We start from the raw sequence: 25,027 nt of genomic DNA on the forward strand, positions 1-25,027 counted from the left end.
TTTCGCTCATGTGACCGCCATTCGTAGGCTGAAGGTGCCTGCTGCCTGCGATGGGCCTATAATGCGCGCCGATTTTTCCGGTGATTGGTCATGAGTGCAGAAGATCCGCGGTTTGCCGGCGTTGCCCGGTTGTATGGCATTGAAGGTCTGGAGCGGCTGAAGGCGGCTCACGTGGCCATCGTCGGTGTGGGCGGGGTCGGTTCCTGGGCGGCCGAGGCGATCGCCCGTTGCGGCGTCGGGGAGATTTCCCTGTTCGATCTCGACGATGTCTGCGTCAGCAACAGCAACCGCCAGTTGCATGCCCTGGACAGCACGGTGGGGCGGGCCAAGGTCGACGTCATGGCCGAGCGGCTCAGGGGTATCAACCCGGATTGCCGCGTGCATGCGGTAACGGATTTCGTCACCCGCGACACCATGGCCGAGTACATCACCGGGCAGATCGACTGCGTGATCGACTGCATCGACAGCGTCAACGCCAAGGCGGCGCTGATCGCCTGGTGCAAGCGGCGCAAGATCCAGATCATCACCACCGGCGGCGCGGGTGGGCAGATCGACCCGACACAGATCCAGGTCTGCGACCTGAACCGTACCTTCAACGATCCGCTGGCCTCCAAGGTGCGGTCGACCCTGCGTCGCGACTACGGCTTCTCCCGCACGGTCAATCGCCATTACAGCGTGCCCTGCGTGTTTTCTTCCGAGCAGTTGCGTTATCCGAAACCCGATGGCGGCATCTGTCTGCAGAAGAGTTTTGTCGGTGACGGCGTGAAGCTGGACTGTGCCGGTGGCTTCGGTGCGGTGATGATGGTCACGGCGACCTTCGGCATGGTTGCGGCGACCAAGGCGGTGGACAAGCTGGTCGCCGGCGTGCGGCGGCCGTCGGAGCGTGCCAGGCCCGCCCAGTGACGCGGGCATGGGCCGGACCCACAGCCACGGTGCCCTAGGCTCCAGTGAGTTCGCGCATGCGCTGCAGTACGGCATTCAGGCCATTGCTGCGCGATGGCGACAGTTGCCGTGACAGCCCGAGCTGGTTGAACCAGTCCGCCAGGTCGATCCCTTGCAGTTCTTTGGCGCCCAGGCCGTTGACCCGTACCAGCAGCAGCGCCACCAGCCCACGGATCATTCGTGCATCGCTGCTGGCGACGAAATGCCACTGACCGTCCAGCAGGCTGCCGGTCAACCAGACCTGGCTCTCGCAGCCGTGCACCCGGTTGGCCTGGTTTTTCTCGGCCTCGTCCAAGGGGGGCAGGCGCTCGCCCCATTGCATCAACAGGCGGGCCCGCTGTTCCCAGCCGGCCGCCGCCCGAAAGCTGTCCAGGGCAGCCTGTGCTTCGCCCGGCAAGTTCATCGTAACAGCTCCAGGGCCTGGTCCAGTGCCTCGAAGAAGCGCTCCAGGTCATCGGAATCGTTGTACAGCCCCAGCGACACGCGGATCGCCCCGCTCAGCCCGAGTCGCTTCATCAACGGCATCGCGCAGTGATGGCCGGCGCGGACGGCAATGCCCTGCTCGGTCAGCAGGTGGGCGAGGTCGGCACTGTGCACGCCTTCGACGGTGAAACTGGCCAATGCCAACTGCGGCTCGCCCAGCAACTGGATACCGTTGCGTACCCTGAGGCCCTGCAGCAGATGGGCGTGCAGCGCCGCTTCGTGGGCGAGCACCGCGGCCTGGTCCAGCCCGGCGAGATAGTCGAGGGTCGCGCCCAGGCCGATCACACTGGCAATCGGCGGTGTTCCGGCTTCGAATCCGAGGGGGCGGCGCGGAAGCTGGCGTGCTGGTAGTCGGCGTCCTGGACCATCTCGCCACCGAACTGCCAATGGCGCAGCTGCCGCAGTGCCTCGTGACGACCGTAGAGCACGCCCAGCCCATCAGGGCCGTAGAGCTTGTGGCTGGAAAAGACATAAAAGTCGCAACCCAGCGCCTGCACGTCATGACGACCGTGCACGACGCCCTGTGCGCCGTCGACGACCGTCAGGGCGCCGCAGGCTTTCGCCCGGGCCAACAGCTGGGGCAGCGGCTGCCAGGCACCGAGCACGTTGGACAGTTGGCTGACGGCCAGCAGGCGGGTTCGCTCACCGATCAGGCCGAGCGCGGCGTCGAGGTCGATCAGGCCGGCGGCGTTGATCGGCAGGACCACCAGCTTGAGCCCGCGGCGTTGTGCCAGTTGTTGCCAGGGCAACAGGTTGGCGTGGTGTTCCAGGGCGCTGACGACCAGTTCATCGCCCTGTTGCAATAGTGGCTCCAGACCGTAGGCCAGGAGGTTCAGTGCCGCAGTGGCACCGTGGGTGAAGATGACCTGCCCGCTGTCGCCAGCCCCCAGCCATTGGCCGACCTTCAGCCGGCTGTCTTCGAAGGCCTGGGTCGCGTGGGCGCCGGGCAGGTGCTGGGCACGGTGCACGTTGGCTGCGCCGTTGGCGTAGTAATGCGTCAGGGCGTCGAGCAGGGCCTGGGGTTTCTGCGTGGTGGCGGCGCTGTCCAGGTAGGTCTGGTCCTGCCGTTGCAGAGCGGCGAGGGCCGGGAAGTCGGCACGCCAGGGGGAGGGTATCAGCATGGTGTGGGCCCTGTTCAGCGTGGGCGGGGGAAACGAAAACCTGTAGGAGCCGGCGGTGCGGCGATCCGACTTGCCCGCGAAAGGGCTCTTGAGGCCGTCAAAGGCTTCGCGGGCTCTTTCGCGAGCAAGCTCGGCTGCTACAGGCGAAAGCGATTCCAGCAGCCTGCATCCCTGCTGCCTGGAACATCGCTATCGCCAGCAAGCCGGCTCCCAGAGGGAGGGCGCCATCAGTTGTGCGCGTGCAGCGCTTCGTTCAGCTCGATGGCCGACTTGTGGGTCTTGCATTCCACGGCGCCGGTTTCCGAGTTGCGACGGAACAGCAGGTCCGTTTGGCCGGCCAGGTCACGGGCCTTGACCACCTTGACCAGCTGGTTGTTCTCGTCGAGCAGCGCGACCTTGGTACCGGCGGTCACGTACAGGCCCGACTCGACGGTGTTGCGGTCACCCAGCGGGATACCGATACCGGCGTTGGCGCCGATCAGGCAGCCTTCGCCGACCTTGATCACGATGTTGCCGCCGCCCGACAGGGTGCCCATGGTCGAGCAGCCGCCACCCAGGTCGGAACCCTTGCCGACGAACACGCCAGCCGAGACACGGCCTTCGATCATGCCCGGGCCTTCGGTGCCGGCGTTGAAGTTGACGAAGCCTTCGTGCATCACGGTGGTGCCTTCGCCGATGTAGGCACCCAGGCGGATACGTGCGCTGTCAGCGATACGCACGCCGCTCGGCACCACGTAGTCGGTCATTTTCGGGAACTTGTCCACCGAGAACACTTCCAGCAGTTCGCCACGCAGGCGCGCTTCGAGCTGGTGTTCGGCCAGTTCGGCCAGGTCGATCGCGCCCTGGCTGGTCCAGGCCACGTTCGGCAGCAGCGGGAACACGCCAGCCAGGCTCAGGCCGTGCGGCTTGACCAGGCGGTGGGACAGCAAGTGCAGCTTGAGGTAGGCCTCGGGGGTGGAACTCAGTTGGGCGTCTTCGGCCAGCAGGGTGGCGACCAGCGGCTTGTGGCTTTCGGCCAGGCGGGTCAGCAGGGCGGCCTGTGCGGCGTCGATGCCCTTGACGGCTTCGGCCAGTTGCGAGGCCTGCGCGGGGGTGAAGCTGATGGCCTGGTTGCCGCCGGTGTAGCCCAGTACCGGGGCGACTGCCGCGATCAGGTCGGCCGATGGCTGGATCAGTGGCTGTGCGTAGAACACTTCCAGCCAGGCACCTTGACGATTCTGGGTACCGACACCGAAGCCCAGGCTGAACAGATTGGTGGACATGCAGTTACCTCTTGCGAAATTGAGTGTGGGCCCTGAGCACTCTGGCTCAGTTGAGGGCCGCCGCGTAGCTATCTGGCTTGAAGCCAATCAGGGTTCGGTTGCCGAGATCGAGCACCGGGCGCTTGATCATCGAGGGTTGGGCGAGCATCAGCTCGATCGCCTTCGCCTGGTCGAGATCGGCCTTGCTGGCGTCGTCGAGCTTGCGAAAGGTGGTGCCGGCGCGGTTGAGCAGCACTTCCCAGCCATGCTCGTTGCACCAGCGGGTCAGGTTCTCGCGGTCGATGCCGGCGGTCTTGTAGTCATGGAAGTTGTAGGCTATCGCGTGTTCTTCCAGCCAGGTGCGAGCCTTTTTCATGGTGTCGCAGGCCTTGATTCCGAAAAGGCGCAATGTGTTGCTCGTATCGGTCACGGGAATTGCCCCCTTTTGCAGATATGCGAGATGAACAGTCGGTAATTATGCCATGGCCGAGTCGGTTCGGGGCCAACCCCGTACCTGTCCGTTCGGCTGGCAGGAATCGCCCTTGCGACCTTGGTGCAACGTCCGCGCGGCAGATTAAGCGGTTAATATGGCACTTTGGCGGCTGATTGTTGCCGGATAGCTTGTTGAACGATTGGGAAGTCGCCTTATGCAAACCGCCTACACCGTCCTCATTCTGCTGATGCTGGTCGGCGTCTCGCGGTTGCTGGCGCGGGTGATTCCATTGCCCTTGCCCCTGGTGCAGATCGCCGCGGGCGCGGCGCTGGCGTGGCCGACCCTCGGCCTGCACGTTGCCCTGGACCCCGAGCTGTTTCTCTTCATGTTCCTGCCACCGCTGCTGTTCTCCGATGGTTGGCGCATGCCCAAGCGCGAGTTCTGGCGTTTGCGCGGTCCGGTGCTGACCTTGGCGGTGGGGCTGGTGCTGTTCACCGTGGTCGGTGCCGGTTGCTTCATCCACTGGTTATTGCCGGGCATTCCCCTGCCGGTGGCCTTTGCCCTGGCCGCGGTGCTGTCGCCCACCGATGCCGTGGCGGTTTCGGCGATTGCCCAGAACCGCCTGCCCACGCCGTTGATGCACATGTTGCAGGGCGAGGCGCTGATGAACGACGCCTCGGGCCTGGTGACCTTCAAGTTCGCCCTGGCGGCGGCCATCACCGGGGTGTTTTCCCTGGCCAGCGCCAGCCTCACGTTCCTGCTGGTCGCCATCGGCGGGCTGGCCACCGGTGTCGTGTTGAGCTGGCTGGTCGGGCGGCTCAGGGCCTGGATGATTGCCCGCGGCTGGGACGATCCGGCGACCCATGTGGTGTTCATGTTGCTGTTGCCGTTTGCCGCCTATGTCCTGGCCGAGCGTCTGGGTGTCTCGGGTATCCTGTCGGCGGTGGCGGCGGGGATGATGCAGAGCTGGCTCGATCTGCTACCCCGGCAGACCAGCACCCGGCTGCTCAATCGCAGCGTCTGGTCACTGCTGGAGTTTGCCTTCAACGGCCTGATCTTCCTGCTGCTGGGCCTGCAATTGCCGGATATCGTCAAGGCGGTGGCCAGCCATGAAACCTCGCTGTGGCCGACGCTTCTCTATCGTTGCCTGGATGTGCTGGCGATCTTCCTGGTGCTGCTGGTATTGCGTTATGTCTGGGTACAGAGCATCTGGCGGCTGTCGGTGCTGCTGCGTCGCTGGCGCGGCAAAAGTGAACTGACGTCGATGCCCAAGGCGCGTTCCTGCTGGCTGTTGACGTTTGGCGGCGTGCGCGGGGCGGTGACCCTGGCCGGTGTGATGTCGGTGCCGCTGCTGATCGCTCCGGGCACCGATTTCCCCGAGCGTGACCTGCTGATCTTCATTGCCGCGGGGGTGATCCTGTTGTCGCTGGTGGCGGCCTGTGTCGCCTTGCCGGTGTTGTTGCGCGATGTCGCGCCGAGCCCGGACGATGCCCGTCGCCATGAGGTCCGCGAGGCCTGGCGGCGCACCGCCGAGGCGGCGATCCGTGCCCTGGAAATCGAGGAAGCGGCCGAGCCCAATGCTGTCGCGGATGCTGCCCAGGCGGCGCTGGCCACCGAACTGAAGGCGCGGATCATGTCCGAGTATCGGCATCAACTGGAGGTGTTCAACGATTCCGCCGAGGCCCAGGCCCTGGCCTTCCAGATGGACCTGCTGGAGCGGCGCCTGCGCTTGAAGGCGCTGCGGGCACAGCGCCTGGAGCTTTACAGCCTGCGGCGTCACCGCCAGATCGGGGATGATGCGTTGCGTGAGGTGCTGGGTGAACTGGACCTGAGCGAGGCCAATCTGGGGCAGGTGAAATAGCGCCGGGGCTGGCGGGCTCACCAACCCGGTTCGCGGCCGTCGTTGGCGTGGGGAGCGTCCACCACCCGTTCTGGCTGAACGCTGCGGATACGCCGTTCCACATGGTAGGCACCGTCATCGTTGTGGCGAAGGTACAGGCGCCTGCAATGGGAACAGCACCACACGGTGGACTGGTTGTAGGGGTAATAGAGCGGTGCGATGGGGGCCTCGGGTGACCAGTAGGTCGTGCCCTCGGGGTGGTACTCGTCGATGACCGCCTCTTCCGGAGGGTACTTCGACAGTGTGCCGATCGCTGTAAAGGCTTCTTCCTGATAGCCCACCGGCCAACTGCTCCAACCCTGCAGATTGCGCCGAAGGCAGGCACAGTCCACCGTTATGCCCGATGATTCCACGGCAAGGCCGAGCAGGGTCTGGGCGTCTATGAGCCGGTCCTTCATAACGAGTTTCTCTCCATGTTCTATGCACTAGTGCCCCGAGGGCCCGGGCAGCTCGAGCAGCAGGCGGGCGTAGTGTGCGAGGTCCACATTTCCACCTGACAATATCACGCCAACCCGTTTGCCCCGAAGCTGTTCGCGCATCTTGAACGCTGCGGCCGCCGCCAGGCAGCCGGTGGGTTCGACGACGAGATTCATTCTTTCGGCGAGGAAATGCATGGCCCGCAGCAACTCCTCATCGGTGACGGTCACGATGTCGGTGACCCGTTCCCGGATGATCGGAAAGGTCAGTTTGCCCAGTGACTGGCTCTGGGCTCCGTCGGCGATGGTAATGGGTGTGGCGATGGTGACCAGTGAGCCCGAGTGCAGAGAACGCTGCGCATCGTTGCCGGCCTCCGGTTCCACTCCGAAGATCTCGCAGGCCGGAGACATCGAGCTGGCGATCAGCGCCGTGCCGGCAATCAGTCCGCCGCCGCCCACCGGTACCAGGAGCGCGTCCAGTTGCCCCACCTCTTCGAACAGTTCCAGGGCGGCGGTGCCTTGCCCGGCAATGATATCGGGGTGATCGAATGGCGGGATAAACGTGTAGTCGTGGTCCTGTTGCAGTTGTCGGGCGATCGCCAGGCGATCTTCGGCGTGGCGGTCATATTCGACCACGGACGCGCCGTAGCCCAGTGTCGCGGCCTTCTTCGCGGCTGGCGCGTCCGAGGGCATGACGATCACGGCGGGAATCCCGAGCTCCCGCGCGGCCAGGGCTATCCCCTGGGCGTGGTTGCCCGAGGAGTAGGCCACCACGCCCCGCTGCCGGGCGGTGGTATCGAGTTGCATCAGGGCGTTGAACGCGCCGCGTATCTTGAACGCCCCCATGCGCTGGAACTGCTCGCATTTGAAATGGACCCGGTTTCCCAGCCAGGTATCGAGGGTGGAGGAGGTGAACACCGGGGTGCGCCGTACGTGCCCCGCAAGGCGTAGGGCGGCAGCCTGCACATCCTGTGCAGTGGGCAATGACAGTTCGCTCATGGCGACTCCTGGAGTGGTGCGATGAAACGACATGACGGGGGCTGCCCGTCATGCCAGGGTGCCGGGCAGGTCGTCAGCGGCCGGGCTCGCGCTCGGCGCAGGCCAGTCTTACCGAGTTGGCGATGACCTCGGCTGCCTGCTCGATCTGCGCGAGGTTGAGGTAGGACGGCGCAATGCGCAGGTGGCGTTGCCGGGCATCGTGACCGTGGCAGTGGGTGGCCCCGGCGGGGGTCATTTTCACGCCCGCCTCCTGGGCGATATCCACAACCCGTCCGGCCAGCCCTTCGGGCACCAGCAGGGTGATGAAATAACCGCCACTGGGATGTGACCAACTGACCTCCGGCAGGCCTGTCAGGTGCTGGCTGAAGATCTGCCGGACCCGCTGGAACTTCGCCCCCAGGGATTGGCCATGGCGCTTCATGTGGGCCCTGAGGTTGTCCGCCGTCTGGAAGAACATCAGGTGTCTGACCTGATTGACCTTGTCCGGGCCGATCGTCTTGTACTGGCGGCACTGCAGCCACCAGCGCAGGGTTTCGGGACTGCCGCCGATCATCGCGATGCCGGAACTGGGAATGACCATTTTCGAGGTCGAGGCGAACAGGATCGCCCGCTCCGGGTTGTTTGCGCGGACGCAGGCCGCGTAGACGTCGGGGGCCGGCTCGGTGTGGTCGTGGAAGTCGTGGACCGCATAGGCGTTGTCCCAGAACAGCCGGAAATCCCGGGCTGCGGTCAACATGCTGGCCAGTCGGTTGACCACTTGCTGGCTGTAGATCGCGCCGTTGGGGTTGGCGTGCCGGGGAACGCACCACATGCCTCGAATGCTCGGGTCGCTGGCGACCAGCCGTTCGACCTCGTCCATGTCCGGCCCGTCTTCGTTCAACACCACGGGGACCATCTCGATGCCGTAATACTCGCAGATCGAGAAGTGCCGGTCGTAGCCAGGTTCAGGGCAGATGAAGCGCACCTTGTCGGCCTTGCCCCACGGCTGCATGCCGGCGAAGCCCCGGATCCAGGCATGGCCGATGGCTTCATGCATCAGCGCCAGGCTGGAGTTCTCGCCGATGGCCACCTGGTCGGCGGGAAGCCCCAGCAGCGCCGGGCCGAACAGCTCACGGACCTCCTTGACGCCCTGCAGCCCACCGTAGTTGAGCCAGTCCTGGCCGTCGGCGGAGGCGAACGGGTGGCTGCCGGGCAGGCTGAGAAAGTCATGGGACAGGGCGATCTGCTCGGGCGATGGCAGGCCGCGGGTCATGTTGATCGGCTGTTGGCGGTCGCGAAGTTCGGCGTGGCGTGCACGCAGTTTCTCCAGGTCCGGCTGTGTCGGGCGAGAGTCGGGCATTGCATCAAGCTCCTACGAAGAAGGTCATGGCGATGAAAAAGCCGAGGCAGATGAAGAGTGTCTTGAATACTCCCCGGAAACGCGCGGCGAGAAAGACGGCGAGGCACAGGGTGGCCAGCTTCAGCAGGGCCGTGGGGTTTTCGAAGTGCCCCAGCCAGTCGTCGTAGTAACGCTCGCCCAGCAGGGCGGAGTAGATGATGCCGCCCATGACGCCAAAGGCCGCATAGTTGAGGAATCGATAGATCAAGCCATCGGAAGCGATCGGCAGTTTGTGAAAGACCAGGATGGGCAGCGCGCGCAGCACGTAGGAGGCGAGCGAGGCGACGAGGATAAGCGTCCAGTTGTTCATTGGCTCTTCCGTTCGAACAGTTCGTCCCAGATCAGGAGGGCGGCTCCGAGTGCGAACGGCACCACGAAGATCTGGTAGTCGTGCAGGTAGCGACCGACGATCGGGGTCAGGGCGAAGCCGGCACCGGTGGCGATCATCGGCTTGAGTTTCGGCCAGGCGAGTGAGGCGAGCACGGTGAAGTGGATCGGCAGGATCACGCCGATCACCGATTGCAGCAGCGGGTTCTGATCGCCGCTGACCCAGTAGCCCAGGCCGGTGGCGACGATGGCGATCGACAGGGTGCTGATGCCACAGCCCAGGTAATAGTTGTAGACGTTGGCGATCATGCCCTTCTTGGCGTTGGACAGGGTGAAGGTGGAGATCGACAGCAACTGGGCGGACAGCAACGACTTCCACAGCGGCACGCCCTTGAAGTGCTCGGTCAACACCGAGGACATGATCAGGAAGCGGAAGTTGACCACCAGCGTGGTGAACAGGATCGACATCACCGTCAGGTTCGCGCCGTGTTGGGCGAGGAACACCTGCAACGGCGCCGCATGCACGGTGAAGGTCATGATCAGGGCCTGCAGGCCCGTGAACCCGGCATCCCGACTGGCGGCCCCGATGGAAAAGAAAAGGAACATGAAGGTCAGGCAGACGGGGAGTGAATCGATGCAACCTTCGGTGAAGGAGTTACGACTGGCCCGGCGTTGTTCGCCGGGCGAATCGGTGATCGACGCTTGGTTTGCCATGAGGGAGCTCCTGGCGCTGACGGCGAAGCGAATCCGCCGTCAGCGCTGCAGATTATCGAGCGCAGGACGCTACGAGTTGGTTGAGAAAATCGACACTGCCACGCAGGGTGCCGCCACGGGTTTCAAAACCGACCATGCCTTTCCAGCCGGTGTACTGAATGGCATCGATCAGGCCCGGAAAATCGAGGTTGCCCTGGCCCAGCGGGAAATGCGAATCCCGGTCACCATTGTTGTCACTGAAAGACATGCCAACGACCCGGTCGCTGAATTTCCAGAAGAACGACAGGGGATCGCCCTCATTGACGTAGGCGTGGGACACGTCCAGGAACATGTGCAGGCCGGGAACGGACTCCAGCACATGCTCGACCTCGTCTGCCGTGGTGCAGATGTAATAGAAGGGGTGGAAGCGGGTGTAGTTGCACAGGTTTTCCAGCCAGATCTCGACGCCCCGGGCCTTGCCATAGGCCACCAGTTCCCGGAGGTTGCCAACCAGACCCTCCAGGCCCTTCTGGCGGGCTTCCTTGACCAGACGCGGCTCGACCACGCCACCGCCGTGGACGATCAGTGGCGCACCGCCCAATGCGGCGCAGATATCGACCTCTTTTTTCACGTAGTCCAGGGCGGCGGCGGCCAGGTCCTCGACATCGCTGCCCAGCGGGGCCTTGAAGTTGCCGTGGAAAATCGGTTTCACGCCGCTGTTGGCGATCAGTTCATTCAGCGCCGCCAGGCGTTGCGCTGTGAAGTCGGAGGGACGTTCGCCTTCAAGGCTGCCGTCGATGTACCAATGGCTGTAACCCTGTTCCAGGGCCCGCTGCAGGCCCGCCTCGGCTGCCAGATAGTCTTGCTGGGCGGTGGCGGTAATGAATGCTGGCCAGGTTTCGCGGCTGGCGAATGCATTGGTGGCGCCTTTTGGCAAATCGGTCACGGTTTCCATGTGTCTTCTCCACAGTCCAATTGTATTTATGATGAGAGCGGTGGTGTTTGCCTCTCGTGGTGGCAACCGGGACGGGCCCGGTGTGGGGGCAAATCATCTATCAATCCGTGGGCGGGACAACCTATCAGTTTGACAGGTTGGACGCGGCCTCGGTTTTCTCCAGGGCGTCCAGCGTTTTCCGGTTCAGGGCGATGGACAGCGCAACGGCGCGTTCCACACCGATGGTCTTGGCCGGGCCCAGTCGCCGGATATCCAGGCCGAGCCGAATGAGCAGTTTCTCGACGCCCACCGTGGTCACCGTGACGAATCGCTTCAGGCCGCGCTCGACACCAAAGTGGACGACCGCCCGTATAGCGATCAGCGACTGCTCGGAAAATGCATAGGAGCGACCGCCCTGCTGGCAGATGGCAAAGCGACTGAGTTCCCAGGTGTCCTCCGCGCAGGGAACCGGGGCGCCTGCCAGAAGTTCCGGGAAAGTATCGGCCAGCATATTCGGGCCGGTAGTGGGCAAGAGTCGCCAACAGCCGCGGACACTTTCATCCAGGCCGGCATCCTGCAGGATCATGTAATAGGGGTTCAGTGCATCGTAGCCATCAATCTCCATGCCACCGATGACACTGACATCCCAATCTTTCTTGTCGCGGAATATCTTGGCTCTCAGGATATGCATTTTTTCCAGGCATATATCGTCGAAGTTGTTTCTTTTATCAATGGCTATATTCATGGAAGTTACCTCGAAAAGACGAGGTATTTATATATCCAGTGTGGATAATTAGTAGCCTATCAATCTGATAGGTGGCTGGCCGGGCGGGAGTCGAATATCGTCTGGGTTTCCCTGCGAAGGCGCCGAAATGAGGGTGGAGCGAAGTTTGATCAGGCAGGCCGTTGCCTTGCGGTTGCAGTTGGGCAAGAGCCAGGAGGCGTTCTGGGGCCTGTTCGGGTTGAGCCAGCCGGCCGCGAGCCGGCTGGAGTGTGGGGGCAACGGTTCGGCCAGCCTGCTGGTGCTGCTCAGCCTGTATGTGGCTGGCCGGATCGATGACAACGATCTGCTCTCCGTGTCGGCCCGTGAGGGTGGCCTAGGGCGTCATGAGGTCTAGTTGTATGGCTCTGGCCACGGCGAGCCGCCTGGAGCTGACATTGAGTTTGCGGCGAATGTTCTTGAAGTGAAATTCGACGGTGGGCTCTGCCAGGCTGAGAATCTTGCCAATTTCCCAGGTGGTTTTTTCGGCCCATGCCCAATGCAGTATTTCCAGTTCCCGAGGTGTCAGGTGAGGTGTATTCGAGTTGGAGTTCTGGAGAAAGAAGTTGCTGCCGCTCGTTACCGCGTAGTCACGCAGCATGCTGGCTGCGGGGATGCTGTGTTGCAGGACTTGTGAGTACTCGTTTTGCGGCATCGATTCGCAGCTCAGGCTGAGCATGCCGACCTGGCCCTGGGCCCCGTGGATGGGCAGCGTCAGACCCTGGCTGAGTCCGGCCCGCCGGGCTTCTTCGGCGAACTCCCTTTCTCTTTTGGTTTTGTAGAGTTTGTCTTCCCAGAGAATGGGAAGCGAGGATGAGAAACTATGGGAAACGACAGGATCGATACTGGAGTAATTCTCGTTATCATAAAGGCTTCGCCAGGATTCTGGAAAGTTGCTCATGATCTGTGCCGTACTGTTCTGTGCCTCCTTGTTGGGTTTCAGGGCATACAGGACCTGACTGTATCCGAGTTTCTGCACGGATAGAACAAGCGACTGGAACCAGGTGCGTGCATCCATTGCACTTAACAGCTCTATACATTCATCCATAAGTAGCATAGAAAAAATCCGGTATCGGTGAATCATTATTTTTGTCAGAGATAGAGGCCGCTCCAAACGAGGTCAATAGCCTCTATGCCTCGATATATACAAGGAAGTTGTTATGAACGCCAGCCTTCAGACCGTCCGCGTCAGGAACATCACCCGGGAAACCCCCAGCATCGTCTCGATAGACCTGGCGCCGGTCGGCCCCGGGCACCTGCCGGCATTCGAGGCTGGAGCCCATATCGACCTGCATCTGCCCAACGGGCTGGTGCGCAGCTATTCGCTGGTGAGTTGCCCGACGGACCTCAGTCACTACCGTCTCGGCGTACTCCATGATCGTCAGAGCCGCGGAGGGTCGGCGTTCATTCATAAACACCTGCGGGTGGGTGGGCTGCTCAAGGCTTCGGCGCCGCGCAACAATTTCCCGGCAGGCAGTGCCAGCCGGGCCGTTTTCATCGCTGGCGGCATCGGTATCACACCGCTCCTGAGCATCGCCCGGCACCTGGCCGGCAAGGGGGCTGCCGTCGACATGCTGTATTGCGTGCGCTCGGCGGCGGACGTGGCGTTTCGGGGCGAGCTGGAGAGCCTGCCCGGCTCGGTGAACTACCACTTCGATGACCAGCAGGGCGGGGCTCCGGACCTTGAGGCCCTGATGCGCGGCTACCCTCGCGACACGCATTTCTATTGCTGTGGCCCCGGGCCGATGCTGGAGGCGTTCGAGCGTGCCTGCACGGTGCTGGGTATCGAGCACGGCCATACGGAGCGCTTCAGCGGCGCGGCACTGCCGGTGTCTGGTGGGGCCGGTGGCTTTGAAGTGGTGCTCTCGCGTTCCGCGAAGCAGCTCTACCATGATGGAAAGGGCAGCCTGCTGGATACGCTGATCGCTGCGGGGCAGAGTCTTTCCTACAGTTGCCGGGAGGGCGTTTGCGGGGCCTGTGAAACCGTGGTCCTGGAGGGGACGCCTGATCACCGCGATTTCGTGCTCAGCCCTGCCGAGCGGGCCTCGGGCAGGACCATGATGCTCTGCGTGTCGGGCTGCAAGTCCGACCGGTTGGTGCTGGACATCTAGCTCGCCGGGTGCGGTGCGAGCGGGCAGGCCCGCCCGCACCCTGGCCTGTTACGCCTGGCCCTGGCGACGCTCGATAAAGGCGCGGATCCGCTGCGCCGCCTCGACACACTCGGCCAGCGGCGCGACCAGGGCCATGCGCACCCGGCCGGCGCCCGGGTTGACGCCGTCGACCTCGCGGGACAGGTAGGACCCCGGCACCACGGTCACGTGTTCCTCGGCGAACAGGTCACGGCAGAATTCGGCATCGTCGCCCTGCACATTCGGCCACAGGTAGAAGCTGCCATCCGGCCGTTGCACATCCAGTACGGGCGCGAGAATCTCCAGCACCGCGTCGAACTTCTCCCGGTACAACGCACGGTTGGCGCGGACGTGGACTTCATCGTTCCAGGCCGCGACGCTGGCCAGTTGGGTCTGCACCGGCATCGCGCAGCCGTGGTAGGTACGGTACAGCAGGAAGGCCTTGAGGATATCGGCGTCACCGGCGACGAAACCGGAGCGCAGGCCGGGCAGGTTGGAGCGCTTGGACAGGCTGTGGAACACCACGCAGCGCTTGAAGTCCTTGCGGCCCAGGGCCACGCAGGCGCTGAGCAGGCCGGGTGGCGGCGTCTGCTCGTCGAAGTACAGTTCGCTGTAGCACTCGTCGGCCGCGATCACGAAGTCATGCTCGTCGGCCAGGGCGATCAGTTTTTCCAGGGTCGCCTGGGGAATGAGTGCGCCGGTCGGGTTGCCTGGCGAGCAGAGGAAGAGGATCTGGCAGCGCTGCCAGATGTCCGCGGGCACGGCGTCGAAATCCGGGTTGAAGCCGTTTCCGGTCAGGCATGGCAGGTAGTGTGGCTTGGCCCCGGCCAGGAAGGCGGCACCTTCATAGATCTGGTAGAAGGGGTTGGGGCTGACCACCAGCGCGTCTTCGCCACGATTGACCACGGTCTGGGTGAAGGCGAACAGGGCTTCGCGGGTGCCATTGACCGGCAGCACGTTGCGCGCCGGGTCGATCCAGCCGCTCGGTACGTTGAAGCGACGCTCGCACCAGGTGCCGATCGCCTCGCGCAGGGCCGGGATGCCCAGGGTGGTCGGGTACACCGACATCTGCTCCAGGTTGGCCGCCAGTGCCTCGGCGACGAAGCTTGGCGAGCGGTGCTTGGGTTCGCCGATGGACAGCGCAATCGGACGCTTGTCCTCGGCGGGTTTGACGCCGCCGAGCAGGGCGCGCAGTTTCTCGAACGGGTAGGGTTGCAACTGGTTCAACGCGTTGTTCATCGGGTACGGCTCTCAATCGGAATCAGGTTCATGGCCCGCCGTCAGATACTCAGGCGGGTCAGTTCGACAGTCGGTTCGGAGGTGACGCTCAGTTGCTCGACGATGGCGTCCTGCAAACGGCTGCACAGTTGCGGGTCGGACAGCGGCTGGTTCTGCGCGTCGGTGATGAAGAACACGTCCTCCACCCGTTCGCCCAGGGTGGCGATCTTCGCGTTCTGCAGCGACAGGTCGAACTCCAGGAAGATCTTTCCAACCCGTGCCAACAGGCCGGGACGATCCGGGGCGCTCAGTTCGAGCACGGTCACCGGGCGCTGGGCGTCGTTGTGGATGGTCACCTGCGGGGCAAAGGCGAAGTGCTTGAGCTGGCGCGGTACCCGGCGCTGGATGATGGTCGGATAGTCGTCGGGATTGCGCAGGGCTTCGGCCAGGCCTTCGCGGATCTGCTTGACCCGCTTGGGGTTGTCGCCGATGGCGCCGCCATCGGTGTCCAGCACGATGTAGGTATCGAGGGTGAACTGGCTGCTGGAGGTGATGATCCGGGCGTCGTGGATGTTCAGGTTGAGCTGGTCCATCGCTGCCACAGTCACGGCGAAGAAGTCGTGCTGGTCCGGGGCGTAGATGAAGATCTGCGTACCGCCCTCGAATTCGCGCTGGGTGGTTTCCTTGATCAGCACCAGTGGCCCGCCATCGGCCGGCTGCTGGAGGATCGCGTCACTGTGCCAGGCGACGTCGCCGGCGGTGTGACGCAGGAAGTAATCGTCACCCAGTTGTGTCCAGAGCTGTTCGACGTCGTCCGGGTCGGTGCCGTTGCGGACCAGGATGTCCAGGGCCGCACTCTGGGTCTGGCGGATCTGCTCCTCGCGGTCCACCGGGTTTTCCAGGCCGCGACGCAGGGCGCGCTTGGTCTCGGTGTAGAGCTGGCGCAGCAGGCTGGCACGCCAGGAGTTCCACAGCGTCGGGTTGGTCGCGTTGATATCGGCGACGGTCAGCACGTAGAGGTAGTCCAGGTAGACGTGGTCGCCGACGATCTGTGCGAAGTCGTGGATCACCTGCGGATCGGACAGGTCCTTGCGCTGGGCCGTGGTCGACATCACCAGGTGGTTCTGCACCAGCCAGACGATCAGGCGGCTGTCCCATGCGGGCAGTTGGTGGCGCTTGCAGAAGGCTTCGGCATCGATCGCGCCGAGTTCCGAATGGTCGCCATGCCGGCCCTTGCCGATGTCGTGGTAGAGCCCTGCCATGTAGATCAGCTCGGGCTTGGGCAGCTTGGCCATGAGCTTGGCGGCCAGCGGGAATTTCTCGGAAACCTGGGTGTACTGCAGTTTGCGCAGGTGCTTGATCAGGTTGAGCGTGTGCGCATCGACGGTATAGATGTGGAACAGGTCGTGCTGCATCTGCCCGACGATGTCGCCGAACTCGGGCAGGTAGCGGCCGAGAATGCCGTAGCGGTTCATCCGGCGCAGGTTGCGGTGTACGCCGATCCTGCACTTGAACAGCTCGATGAACAGGCTGGTGTTGCGGATGTCGTTGCGGAAGTCGTCGTCGATCAGGTGGCGATGTTCGCGCAGCAGGCGAATGGTGTCGGCGCGCACCCCCTTGATTTCCGGTTGCTGGGCCATCAGCACGAAGATTTCCAGCATGGCGAATGGCGCGCGGCGGAACACGTTCGGGTTGCTCGCCTCGATGTAGCCATCGTGCAGTTGGAAGCGCGAGTTCAACGGTTGCGGCGGCGCTTCGTCTTCCGGGGCGAGGATGACTTCGGCAAAGTGCTGGATGATCAGCTCGCTGAGTTGGGCGATGCTCATGATCACCCGGTAGTACTGCTGCATGAAGTTCTCGACGGCCTGCTTGGCGTCGTCGCCCTGGAACCCCAGCAGTCCGGCGATGCTGCGCTGGTGATCGAAAAGCAGGCGGTCCTCGGCGCGTCCGGCGAGCATGTGCAACGCATAGCGGACCCTCCAGAGAAACTCCTGGGAGGAGGCCAGCAGGATGTTTTCGCTTTCCACCAGGAAACCTTCGCCGGCCAGCGCCCGCAGGTTCAGGGTGCCGTACTGGCGGCGGGCGACCCAGAGAATCGTCTGGATGTCCCGCAGGCCGCCAGGAGAACCCTTGACGTTGGGCTCCAGGTTGTATTCGGTGTCGTTGTACTTGTGGTGGCGCGCCTTCTGTTCGGCGTGCTTGGCCAGGAAGAAATCCTTGCTCGGCCACATGTGCTCGGTGCTGGTGACCTCGAGCATGCGCTCGCGCAGGCGCTCGGGGCCGGCGATGGTGCGACTTTCCATCAGGTTGGTGATGACGGTCAGGTCGGCCCGCGCCTCTTCGGCGCATTCTTGCACCGAGCGGACGCTCTGGCCGACTTCCAGGCCGATGTCCCACAGCAGGGTCAGAAAGCGCTCGATGGAATCCCGAAAGATCTCATGATCGGCGCTGTCCAGCAGGATCAGCAGGTCGATGTCCGAGTAGGGGTGCAGTTCGCCACGACCGTAGCCGCCAACCGCCACCAGGGCGATATCGGCATCTTCGCTCCAGTCGAACTGTTCCCAGGCCTGCTGCAGGATGTGGTCGACGAACCAGGCGCGATCCTCGATCAGTCGACGGATGTCGCGCCCGCTGCGAAAGCGTTCGTCGAGAACCTCATGGGCGCGACGGATGACTTTCTTGAATGCCGCTATGGGGCTGGCCTTGAGGGCCAGTTCCGCCTGGAACTGGCCACGGTCGAAGAGTTCGGGGTCCACCTGCGGCATCGTTCGGGTTTCCTTTAATGGATCAGGCAGAGGTGCGCGGGATGGTATCGTCGCTGCGCAGGGTGAAGATCTCGTAGCCGGTTTCGGTGACCAGCAGGGTGTGTTCCCATTGTGCCGAGAGCTTGCGGTCCTTGGTGATCGCGGTCCAGCCGTCGCCCAGCACCTTGGTGTCGGCCTTGCCCTGGTTGATCATCGGTTCGATGGTGAAGGTCATGCCGGCCTTCAGTTCCATGCCGGTGCCGGCACGGCCGTAGTGCAGGATCTGCGGCTCTTCGTGGAATACCTTGCCGATGCCGTGGCCGCAGAACTCGCGAACCACCGAGAAACCGTTCTTTTCCGCATGCTTCTGGATGATCTCGCCGATGTCGCCCAGGCGGCAGCCGGGCCTGACGATCTCGATCGCCTTGTACATGCACTCCTGGGTCACCTGGGACAGGCGCTCGGCCCAGACCGGCACGGTGCCGACGTGGAACATCTTGCTGGTGTCGCCGTGGTAGCCGTCCTTGATCACCGTGACGTCGATGTTCAGGGTGTCGCCATCCTTGAGCGGCTTGTCGCTGGGGATGCCGTGGCAGACCACATGGTTGATCGAGGTGCAGATCGACTTGGGGAAGCCCTTGTAGTTGAGAGGGGCGGGGATGGCCTGCTGCACGTTGACGATATAGTCGTGGCAGATGCGGTCCAGCTCCTCGGTGGTGACGCCGGGCTTGACGTGCTCACCGATCATTTCCAGTACATCGGCGGCCAGTTTCCCGGCGATGCGCATTTTGGCGATGTCCTCGGGAGTCTTGAGGGTGACGGTCATACGGGCTCTCTATGCGCTCAGGCGCAGGTAAACACGGAAAAAGGTCGACGGCGGCAACATCCGTTAACGGAGTATTGCCTTCCGGAACCCTGAAAAATGCGATTCTAACAGACGGACGGAGCAAATCATGACGTCCGGGCATCGCTTCTCTTCACAAGGATGGGGCATTCTGGCGCGAATCCAAGGGTGGCGCAAAAGCTGCAGGCGGGATATGCGAATCCGGGTTCCGTTTTCAGCGGCCTTGTGATATAAAATGCGCCGCTTTCCGGGGATAGCCCCGAAAAGCCTAAATCCACACACGTGTCGACACGATGACCTGGGTGCCTTCGGCCTTGCTGCCGATCGGTTGGTCATTGGGATACGTGGAGGCCAAACCCGACTTATCAAGGAACTATCATGTCCCAAGTCAACATGCGCGATATGCTGAAGGCCGGTGTGCACTTCGGTCACCAAACCCGTTACTGGAACCCGAAAATGGGCAAGTACATTTTCGGTGCGCGCAACAAGATTCACATCATCAACCTTGAAAAAACCCTGCCTATGTTCAACGACGCTCTGGCGTTCGTAGAGCGTCTGGCTCAGGGCAAAAACAAGATTCTGTTCGTCGGCACCAAGCGTTCCGCCGGCAAGATCGTCGCTGAAGAAGCAGTACGTTGCGGTTCGCCGTACGTCGATCACCGCTGGTTGGGCGGCATGCTGACCAACTTCAAGACCATCCGTGCTTCCATCAAGCGTCTGCGCGACCTCGAAGTGCAAGCCGAAGACGGTACCTTCGCCAAGCTGACCAAGAAAGAGGCGCTGATGCGCACTCGCGATCTGGAAAAGCTGGATCGTTCCCTGGGCGGTATCAAGGACATGGGCGGTCTGCCTGACGCACTGTTCGTCATCGACGTTGATCACGAGCGCATCGCGATCACCGAAGCCAACAAGCTGGGCATCCCGGTCATCGGCGTAGTCGATACCAACAGCAGCCCGGAAGGCGTTGACTACATCATCCCAGGCAACGATGACGCCATCCGCGCCATCCAGCTGTACATGGGTTCGATGGCTGACGCCGTTATACGTGGCCGCAACAACGTTGCTGGCGGCACTGAAGTCTTCGTTGAAGAAACTCAGGCTGCAGCTGAGTAATTGACGCCCTGGCGTTGACTCAGTAAGCAAAAAGGGGGCTTGGCCCCCTTTTTGCCACCTCGAAAACCATTTGTCTGCGCGCCGCTACAGCGTCTGTAATGTGCAGCTGCTAACAAGGGTGATTCGGGAAGAATTGAACGCCCGTTCGATCGGGTGGAATGGTTGATAACCTATCCAAGAGGAATTTTGAAATGGCAGCAATTACTGCGGCGCTGGTCAAAGAACTGCGCGAGCGTACCGGCGAAGGCATGATGGATTGCAAGAAGGCCCTGGAAAAGGCCGGCGGCGACATCGAGAAAGCCATTGACGACATGCGTGCCTCGGGCGCCATCAAGGCCGCCAAGAAGGCTGGCAACGTCGCTGCTGAAGGCGCTATCGCCGTCAAGACCGACGGCAAGGCCGCCGTCCTGCTGGAAGTGAACTCGCAGACCGACTTCCTGGCCCTGCAGGACGACTTCAAGACTTTCGTCAGCGAAAGCCTGGAAGAAGCCTTCGCCCAGAAGCTGACCGACGCCGCTCCGCTGATCGCTTCGCGTGAAGCCGCTCGTGAGGCCCTGGTTGCCAAGTGTGGCGAGAACGTCAACATCCGTCGCCTGGCGCGCGTTGAAGGTGACGTTGTCGGTGCCTACCTGCACGGTAACAAGATCGGTGCAACCGTCGTTCTGAAAGGTGGTGACGTCGAGCTGGCCAAGAACATCGCCATGCACGTTGCCGCTTCGAACCCTGAGTTCCTGCTGCCGTCGGAAGTATCGGCCGAGGCCATCGAGCGCGAGAAGGGCGTCTTCCTGCAACTGAACGCCGACAAGATCGCCGGCAAGCCGGAAAACATCGTCGAGAACATGATCAAGGGTCGTATCTCGAAGTTCCTGGCCGAGGCCTCGCTGGTCGAGCAGGCTTTCGTCATGAACCCGGAAGTCAAGGTTGGCGAACTGGCCAAGAAAGCCGGTGCTGAAATCGTTTCCTTCACCTACTTCAAGGTCGGCGAAGGCATCGAGAAGCCGGTTGACAACTTCGCTGAAGAAGTTGCTGCCCAGGTAGCTGCCGCCAAGCAGTAAGACAGACCCGTCTGTCGCCCCGAAGAGGCTGCCCGCTTACGCGCGCAGCCTCTTTTCAAATGGGAGGAAGGTTTTCTCTTTCTCTCGTCGGAACCGGCTTACAAAGCTGTGTTCTGATGGCGCTGTAGCAGCGCCAAGCTAGAGTTAGCAGGCTGCAAAACAGCTCGCAAGAATTTTTATAACGCCGCAGGAGAGATTCGCAATGGCTCAGCAGGGCAGTGGTTATCAAGCTCGCTATAAACGCATTCTACTCAAGCTTAGCGGCGAGGCCCTGATGGGCTCGGAAGAGTTCGGGATCGATCCGAAGGTCCTGGATCGCATGGCGCTGGAAGTCGGTCAACTGGTCGGTATCGGTGTGCAGGTCGGTCTGGTGATCGGCGGTGGCAACCTGTTCCGCGGTTCCGCACTGAGCGCTGCCGGCATGGATCGCGTCACCGGTGACCACATGGGCATGCTCGCGACCGTGATGAACGCGTTGGCGATGCGCGATGCGCTGGAACGTGCGAATATCTCAGCCATCGTGATGTCGGCCATTTCCATGGTTGGTGTGACCGATCACTACGATCGCCGCAAGGCCATGCGCCACCTCAACTCCAAGGAAGTGGTGATTTTCGCGGCCGGTACCGGTAATCCGTTCTTCACTACGGATTCGGCAGCCTGCCTGCGGGCGATCGAAATCGATGCCGACGTGGTGCTCAAGGCAACCAAGGTCGATGGCGTCTATACCGCAGATCCGTTCAAGGACCCGCATGCCGAGAAGTTCGATCATCTGACCTATGACGAGGTGCTGGATCGCAAGCTGGGTGTCATGGATCTGACCGCTATCTGCCTGTGCCGCGATCACAAGATGCCGTTGCGCGTATTTAACATGAACAAGCCCGGCGCCCTGCTGAACATCGTACATGGCGGCGCTGAAGGAACCCTGGTCGAGGAAGGCGTACAATGATCAACGAACTCAAGAAAGACGCTCAGGTGCGCATGCAGAAGTCCCTGGAGTCTCTGGCACACGCATTTGGCCAAATCCGTACCGGCAAGGCCCACCCAAGCATCCTGGGTAGCGTGATGGTCCCCTACTACGGTACCGACACGCCTTTGAGCGGTGTTGCCAACGTAACGGTGAAAGATAACCAGACCCTGCAGGTCGTGCCGTTCGAGCGCAACATGCTCGGTGCCATCGACAAGGCCATCGGCAGTGCCGGCCTGAACCTCAACCCAACCAACCTGGGCGAGTTGCTGCTGATCAAGATGGCGCCACTGACCGAGGAAACCCGCAAGGGCTTCACCAAGCAGGCGCGTGCCGCCGCGGAAGACGCACGGGTTGCGGTGCGCAATATCCGTCGTGATGTGCTGGGTGACCTGAAGAAGCTGGCCAAGGACAAGGAAATCAGCGAAGACGAAGAACGCCGCGCCGGCGCTGAAATCGACAAGCTGATCAAGGAATTCGAAGCCCAGATCGCCAAGGCCACCGAAGAAAAAGAAAAGGACCTGATGGCCGTATAAGGGTCAGGACACCTTCAATGGAAAAGACCAAGCAGGCTGTGCTGTCCTCGGTGCCGCGCCACGTGGCGATCATCATGGATGGCAACAATCGCTGGGCCAAGAAACGTTTCTTGCCTGGCGTCGCCGGTCACAAGGCCGGTGTCGATGCGGTGCGGGCGGTGATCGAGGTGTGTGCCGAGGCCAAGGTCGAGGTGCTGACCCTGTTCGCCTTCTCCAGTGAGAACTGGCAGCGCCCCGCCGACGAAGTCAGCGCCTTGATGGACCTGTTCTTCAAGGCGTTGCGGCGCGAAGCCAAGCGCCTCGACGACAACAACATCAGCCTGCGGATCATCGGCGACCGCTCGCGCTTCCACCCTGAACTCCAGGCGGCGATGCGCGAGGCGGAAGCCGCGACGGCGGGCAGCAATCGTTTCATTCTGCAGATTGCCGCCAACTACGGCGGGCAGTGGGATATCGCCCAGGCTGCCCAGCGTCTTGCCCGTGAGGTGCAGGCCGGGCATCTGCGCCCGGACGATATCACCCCGGATCTGCTGCAGACCTGCCTGGCCACCGGCGACCTGCCGTTGCCGGACCTGTGCATCCGCACCGGTGGCGAACATCGGATCAGCAACTTCCTGCTGTGGCAGTTGGCGTATGCCGAGCTGTATTTCTCCGACCTGTTCTGGCCGGACTTCAAACACGATGCCATGCGCAACGCGCTGGCTGATTTCGCTTCCCGCCAGCGTCGTTTCGGTAAGACGAGCGAGCAGGTCGAAGCTGGAGCCCGGGTTTAATGCTCAAGCAACGCATCATCACCGCACTTGTCCTGCTGCCTATCGCCCTGTGCGGTTTCTTCCTGCTTTCGGGCTCCGGTTTCGCGCTGTTCATCGGCGTGGTCGTGACGCTCGGGGCCTGGGAGTGGGCGCGGTTGGCAGGTTTTGACGCGCAGCCGGCCCGGGTGGCGTATGCCGCGCTGGTCGCGGTCCTGCTGTTCTTCATGTACATCCTGCCGAACCTGGCGCCCTGGGTGCTGGGTGCTTCAGTGTTGTGGTGGGTGCTGGCGACCTATCTGGTGCTGACCTACCCGCAGTCCAGTGCACGCTGGTCGAGCGCGGCGAGCAAGCTGGTGATCGGTTTCCTGATCCTGCTGCCGGCCTGGCAGGGGCTGATCGAGATCAAGCAGCATGCGTCGGGCCGGGGCAACTGGCTGATCATGGCGGTGATGATTCTGGTCTGGGGCGCCGATATCGGCGCCTATTTCTCCGGCAAGGCCTTCGGCAAGCGCAAGTTGGCGCCGGCGGTGAGTCCCGGCAAGAGCTGGGAGGGCGTCTATGGCGGCCTGTCGCTGAGCCTGGCGATCACCGCGGTATTCGGCCTGGTTTCCGGCTGGGGCCTGGGCCAGGTTATCGCGAGCCTGATGGGCGCGGCGATCATCGTTTTCGTATCGGTGGTCGGTGACCTGACCGAAAGCATGTTCAAGCGTCAATCGGGAGTCAAGGACAGCAGCAACCTGCTGCCAGGGCACGGTGGTGTGCTCGACCGTATCGACAGTCTGACCGCCGCTATCCCGATGTTCGCTGTGCTGCTGTGGATCGCTGCATCGTGAGCCGTCCACAACAGGTTACCGTGCTGGGAGCCACCGGCTCCATCGGCTTGAGCACGCTGGATGTGATTGCCCGGCATCCGGAGCGTTACCAGGCGTTCGCCTTGAGCGGTTTCACTCGCCTCACCGAGCTGTTGGCCCTGTGTGTTCGCCATCGTCCGCGTTTTGCGGTGGTGCCAGATGCGCTCGCTGGCCGCCGCTTGCAGGACGAGCTGCGCGCTGCCGGCCTGTCGACCGAGGTGCTGGTTGGCGAACAGGGATTGTGCGAGGTCGCTTCGCATCCCGAGGTCGATACCGTGATGGCGGCGATCGTGGGGGCCGCAGGCCTGCGTCCGACCCTGGCGGCGGTCGAGGTCGGCAAGAAGATTCTGCTGGCGAACAAGGAAGCGCTTGTGATGACCGGTGCGCTGTTCATGCAGGCGGTGCGCAAGAGCGGTTCGGTGCTGTTGCCGATCGACAGCGAGCACAATGCGATCTTCCAGTGCCTGCCAGGGGATTTCGCCCGTGGTCTTGGCGCTGTAGGGGTGCGTCGGATTCTGCTGACCGCCTCCGGCGGGCCGTTTCGGCAGACGCCTCTGGCCGATCTTGAGCATGTCACGCCCGATCAGGCCTGTGCCCACCCCAACTGGTCCATGGGGCGCAAGATTTCGGTCGACTCGGCCAGCATGATGAACAAGGGCCTGGAGTTGATCGAAGCCTGCTGGCTGTTCGATGCGCGGCCGGATCAGGTCGAGGTGGTGATTCATCCGCAGAGTGTGATTCATTCCCTGGTCGATTACATCGATGGTTCGGTGCTTGCCCAGTTGGGCAATCCCGATATGCGTACGCCGATCGCCAATGCACTTGCCTGGCCTGAGCGTATTGATTCCGGTGTGGCGCCGCTGGATCTGTTTGCCGTGGCACGCCTGGACTTCCAGGCCCCGGACGAACAGCGCTTCCCCTGCCTGCGTCTGGCACGGGCGGCTGCCGAGGCGGGCGGCAGTGCGCCGGCGATGCTCAATGCGGCCAACGAGGTGGCGGTCGCGGCATTTCTCGAACGGCGCATCCGCTACCCCGAGATCGCGAGTATCATCGAAGAAGTGTTGAATCTGGAACCTGTTGTCGCGGTCGATGAACTCGACGCGGTATTCGCAGCGGATGCCAAGGCACGGGCATTGACCGAGCAGTGGTTGAGTCGCAACCGACGCTGAGTCTGGCTGGGCGTCCGAGCGATGC

Annotated in this window: 25 protein-coding genes and 1 pseudogene; 11 read left to right on the top strand and 15 right to left on the bottom strand. The window is 62.6% G+C overall.

What is annotated here, in order from left to right; genetic code table 11:
- Positions 1–90: 90 nt before the first annotated feature.
- Positions 91–903, top strand: coding sequence for a tRNA cyclic N6-threonylcarbamoyladenosine(37) synthase TcdA (gene tcdA / locus ACZ5KU_RS06020; protein ID WP_054058463.1), 813 nt, complete (start codon positions 91–93; stop codon positions 901–903).
- Between the two features lie 34 nt (positions 904–937).
- Here tcdA and ACZ5KU_RS06025 read toward each other — a convergent pair whose 3' ends face one another.
- From ACZ5KU_RS06025 to ACZ5KU_RS06040, 4 genes and pseudogenes are all read right to left on the bottom strand, one after another.
- Positions 938–1,345, bottom strand: coding sequence for a SufE family protein (locus ACZ5KU_RS06025; protein ID WP_464736915.1), 408 nt, complete (start codon positions 1,343–1,345; stop codon positions 938–940).
- Positions 1,342–2,546: pseudogene (locus ACZ5KU_RS06030) on the bottom strand (aminotransferase class V-fold PLP-dependent enzyme). The gene ACZ5KU_RS06025 and the pseudogene ACZ5KU_RS06030 overlap by 4 nt, the downstream one beginning before the upstream one ends.
- Before the next feature lie 227 nt (positions 2,547–2,773).
- A complete protein-coding gene (gene dapD / locus ACZ5KU_RS06035; RefSeq protein WP_464736916.1) occupies positions 2,774–3,808 on the bottom strand; it encodes a 2,3,4,5-tetrahydropyridine-2,6-dicarboxylate N-succinyltransferase in 1,035 nt (344 codons plus the stop codon).
- Positions 3,809–3,854: 46 nt separating this feature from the next.
- Positions 3,855–4,163 carry an arsenate reductase gene (locus tag ACZ5KU_RS06040; RefSeq protein ID WP_464736917.1) on the bottom strand — a complete coding sequence of 103 codons (309 nt, stop codon included), beginning with the start codon at positions 4,161–4,163 and terminating at the stop codon, positions 3,855–3,857.
- Positions 4,164–4,434: 271 nt separating this feature from the next.
- Here ACZ5KU_RS06040 and ACZ5KU_RS06045 point away from each other — a divergent pair, with 271 nt between their 5' ends.
- Complete coding sequence (locus ACZ5KU_RS06045; protein WP_464736918.1) at positions 4,435–6,081, top strand: Na+/H+ antiporter; 1,647 nt, start codon at positions 4,435–4,437, stop codon at positions 6,079–6,081.
- A 17-nt stretch (positions 6,082–6,098) separates the two neighbouring features.
- Here ACZ5KU_RS06045 and ACZ5KU_RS06050 read toward each other — a convergent pair whose 3' ends face one another.
- The 7 genes from ACZ5KU_RS06050 to ACZ5KU_RS06080 all read right to left on the bottom strand — a co-directional run bounded on the left by ACZ5KU_RS06050 (position 6,099) and on the right by ACZ5KU_RS06080 (position 11,612).
- Positions 6,099–6,401, bottom strand: coding sequence for a hypothetical protein (locus ACZ5KU_RS06050; RefSeq protein ID WP_464736919.1), 303 nt, complete (start codon positions 6,399–6,401; stop codon positions 6,099–6,101).
- Positions 6,402–6,545: 144 nt separating this feature from the next.
- Complete coding sequence (locus ACZ5KU_RS06055; RefSeq protein WP_464736920.1) at positions 6,546–7,535, bottom strand: threo-3-hydroxy-L-aspartate ammonia-lyase; 990 nt, start codon at positions 7,533–7,535, stop codon at positions 6,546–6,548.
- A gap of 73 nt (positions 7,536–7,608) precedes the next feature.
- Positions 7,609–8,874 carry an aspartate aminotransferase type Ic gene (locus ACZ5KU_RS06060; RefSeq protein WP_054058455.1) on the bottom strand — a complete coding sequence of 422 codons (1,266 nt, stop codon included), beginning with the start codon at positions 8,872–8,874 and terminating at the stop codon, positions 7,609–7,611.
- A 4-nt stretch (positions 8,875–8,878) separates the two neighbouring features.
- Positions 8,879–9,223 carry an AzlD domain-containing protein gene (locus tag ACZ5KU_RS06065; protein WP_054058454.1) on the bottom strand — a complete coding sequence of 115 codons (345 nt, stop codon included), beginning with the start codon at positions 9,221–9,223 and terminating at the stop codon, positions 8,879–8,881.
- Positions 9,220–9,954, bottom strand: coding sequence for an AzlC family ABC transporter permease (locus ACZ5KU_RS06070; protein WP_054058453.1), 735 nt, complete (start codon positions 9,952–9,954; stop codon positions 9,220–9,222). Before ACZ5KU_RS06070 ends, ACZ5KU_RS06065 begins: the two co-directional genes overlap by 4 nt.
- 52 nt (positions 9,955–10,006) lie before the next feature.
- Positions 10,007–10,888: a sugar phosphate isomerase/epimerase family protein gene (locus ACZ5KU_RS06075; protein ID WP_419736832.1), complete on the bottom strand. Its 882-nt coding sequence runs from the start codon at positions 10,886–10,888 to the stop codon at positions 10,007–10,009.
- Positions 10,889–11,012: 124 nt separating this feature from the next.
- Complete coding sequence (locus ACZ5KU_RS06080) at positions 11,013–11,612, bottom strand: acyl-homoserine-lactone synthase (RefSeq protein ID WP_054058451.1); 600 nt, start codon at positions 11,610–11,612, stop codon at positions 11,013–11,015.
- 145 nt (positions 11,613–11,757) lie between these two features.
- Here ACZ5KU_RS06080 and ACZ5KU_RS06085 point away from each other — a divergent pair, with 145 nt between their 5' ends.
- The gene (locus ACZ5KU_RS06085) at positions 11,758–11,985 is read left to right on the top strand and encodes a hypothetical protein (protein WP_239687977.1); all 228 of its coding nucleotides are present in this window, start codon (positions 11,758–11,760) and stop codon (positions 11,983–11,985) included.
- Here the strand turns inward: ACZ5KU_RS06085 and ACZ5KU_RS06090 are convergent.
- The gene (locus ACZ5KU_RS06090) at positions 11,965–12,645 is read right to left on the bottom strand and encodes a helix-turn-helix transcriptional regulator (RefSeq protein ID WP_239687976.1); all 681 of its coding nucleotides are present in this window, start codon (positions 12,643–12,645) and stop codon (positions 11,965–11,967) included. The two genes, ACZ5KU_RS06085 and ACZ5KU_RS06090, sit on opposite strands and share 21 nt — an antisense overlap.
- 142 nt (positions 12,646–12,787) lie before the next feature.
- On the opposite strand from ACZ5KU_RS06090, the gene ACZ5KU_RS06095 reads away from it, so the two are divergent.
- Positions 12,788–13,738, top strand: coding sequence for a PDR/VanB family oxidoreductase (locus tag ACZ5KU_RS06095; protein ID WP_054061836.1), 951 nt, complete (start codon positions 12,788–12,790; stop codon positions 13,736–13,738).
- A gap of 48 nt (positions 13,739–13,786) precedes the next feature.
- Here the strand turns inward: ACZ5KU_RS06095 and dapC are convergent, their stop codons facing one another.
- Genes dapC through map form a run of 3 tightly spaced genes read right to left on the bottom strand, consistent with a single transcriptional unit; the run spans position 13,787 to position 18,544 of the window.
- A complete protein-coding gene (gene dapC / locus ACZ5KU_RS06100; RefSeq protein WP_416772003.1) occupies positions 13,787–14,995 on the bottom strand; it encodes a succinyldiaminopimelate transaminase in 1,209 nt (402 codons plus the stop codon).
- A gap of 41 nt (positions 14,996–15,036) precedes the next feature.
- Complete coding sequence (locus tag ACZ5KU_RS06105; RefSeq protein WP_054061834.1) at positions 15,037–17,739, bottom strand: [protein-PII] uridylyltransferase; 2,703 nt, start codon at positions 17,737–17,739, stop codon at positions 15,037–15,039.
- 22 nt (positions 17,740–17,761) lie between these two features.
- Positions 17,762–18,544, bottom strand: coding sequence for a type I methionyl aminopeptidase (map, locus tag ACZ5KU_RS06110; protein ID WP_054058445.1), 783 nt, complete (start codon positions 18,542–18,544; stop codon positions 17,762–17,764).
- Positions 18,545–18,940: 396 nt separating this feature from the next.
- On the opposite strand from map, the gene rpsB reads away from it, so the two are divergent.
- The 7 genes from rpsB (at position 18,941) to ispC (ending at position 25,002) form a co-directional block, all read left to right on the top strand.
- Positions 18,941–19,675 carry a 30S ribosomal protein S2 gene (gene rpsB / locus ACZ5KU_RS06115; RefSeq protein ID WP_017906276.1) on the top strand — a complete coding sequence of 245 codons (735 nt, stop codon included), beginning with the start codon at positions 18,941–18,943 and terminating at the stop codon, positions 19,673–19,675.
- Positions 19,676–19,866: 191 nt separating this feature from the next.
- Positions 19,867–20,730 (top strand): translation elongation factor Ts, encoded by an 864-nt coding sequence (gene tsf, locus ACZ5KU_RS06120; protein WP_054058444.1) that lies wholly within the window; start codon positions 19,867–19,869, stop codon positions 20,728–20,730.
- A 202-nt stretch (positions 20,731–20,932) separates the two neighbouring features.
- Positions 20,933–21,676 carry a UMP kinase gene (gene pyrH, locus ACZ5KU_RS06125; protein ID WP_017906274.1) on the top strand — a complete coding sequence of 248 codons (744 nt, stop codon included), beginning with the start codon at positions 20,933–20,935 and terminating at the stop codon, positions 21,674–21,676.
- A complete protein-coding gene (gene frr / locus ACZ5KU_RS06130; protein ID WP_054058443.1) occupies positions 21,673–22,230 on the top strand; it encodes a ribosome recycling factor in 558 nt (185 codons plus the stop codon). Before pyrH ends, frr begins: the two co-directional genes overlap by 4 nt.
- A gap of 17 nt (positions 22,231–22,247) precedes the next feature.
- Complete coding sequence (uppS, locus tag ACZ5KU_RS06135) at positions 22,248–23,003, top strand: polyprenyl diphosphate synthase (protein ID WP_054058442.1); 756 nt, start codon at positions 22,248–22,250, stop codon at positions 23,001–23,003.
- Entirely contained in the window at positions 23,003–23,815 is an 813-nt protein-coding gene (locus tag ACZ5KU_RS06140) for a phosphatidate cytidylyltransferase (RefSeq protein ID WP_464736921.1), read from the top strand. Before uppS ends, ACZ5KU_RS06140 begins: the two co-directional genes overlap by 1 nt.
- On the top strand, positions 23,812–25,002 hold the full coding sequence (gene ispC, locus ACZ5KU_RS06145) for a 1-deoxy-D-xylulose-5-phosphate reductoisomerase (RefSeq protein WP_054058440.1): 1,191 nt from the start codon (positions 23,812–23,814) through the stop codon (positions 25,000–25,002). The genes ACZ5KU_RS06140 and ispC overlap by 4 nt, the downstream gene beginning before the upstream one ends.
- The last annotated feature ends 25 nt before the right edge of the window (positions 25,003–25,027 follow it).

This window comes from Pseudomonas sp. Tof1 (genome assembly GCF_055390395.1).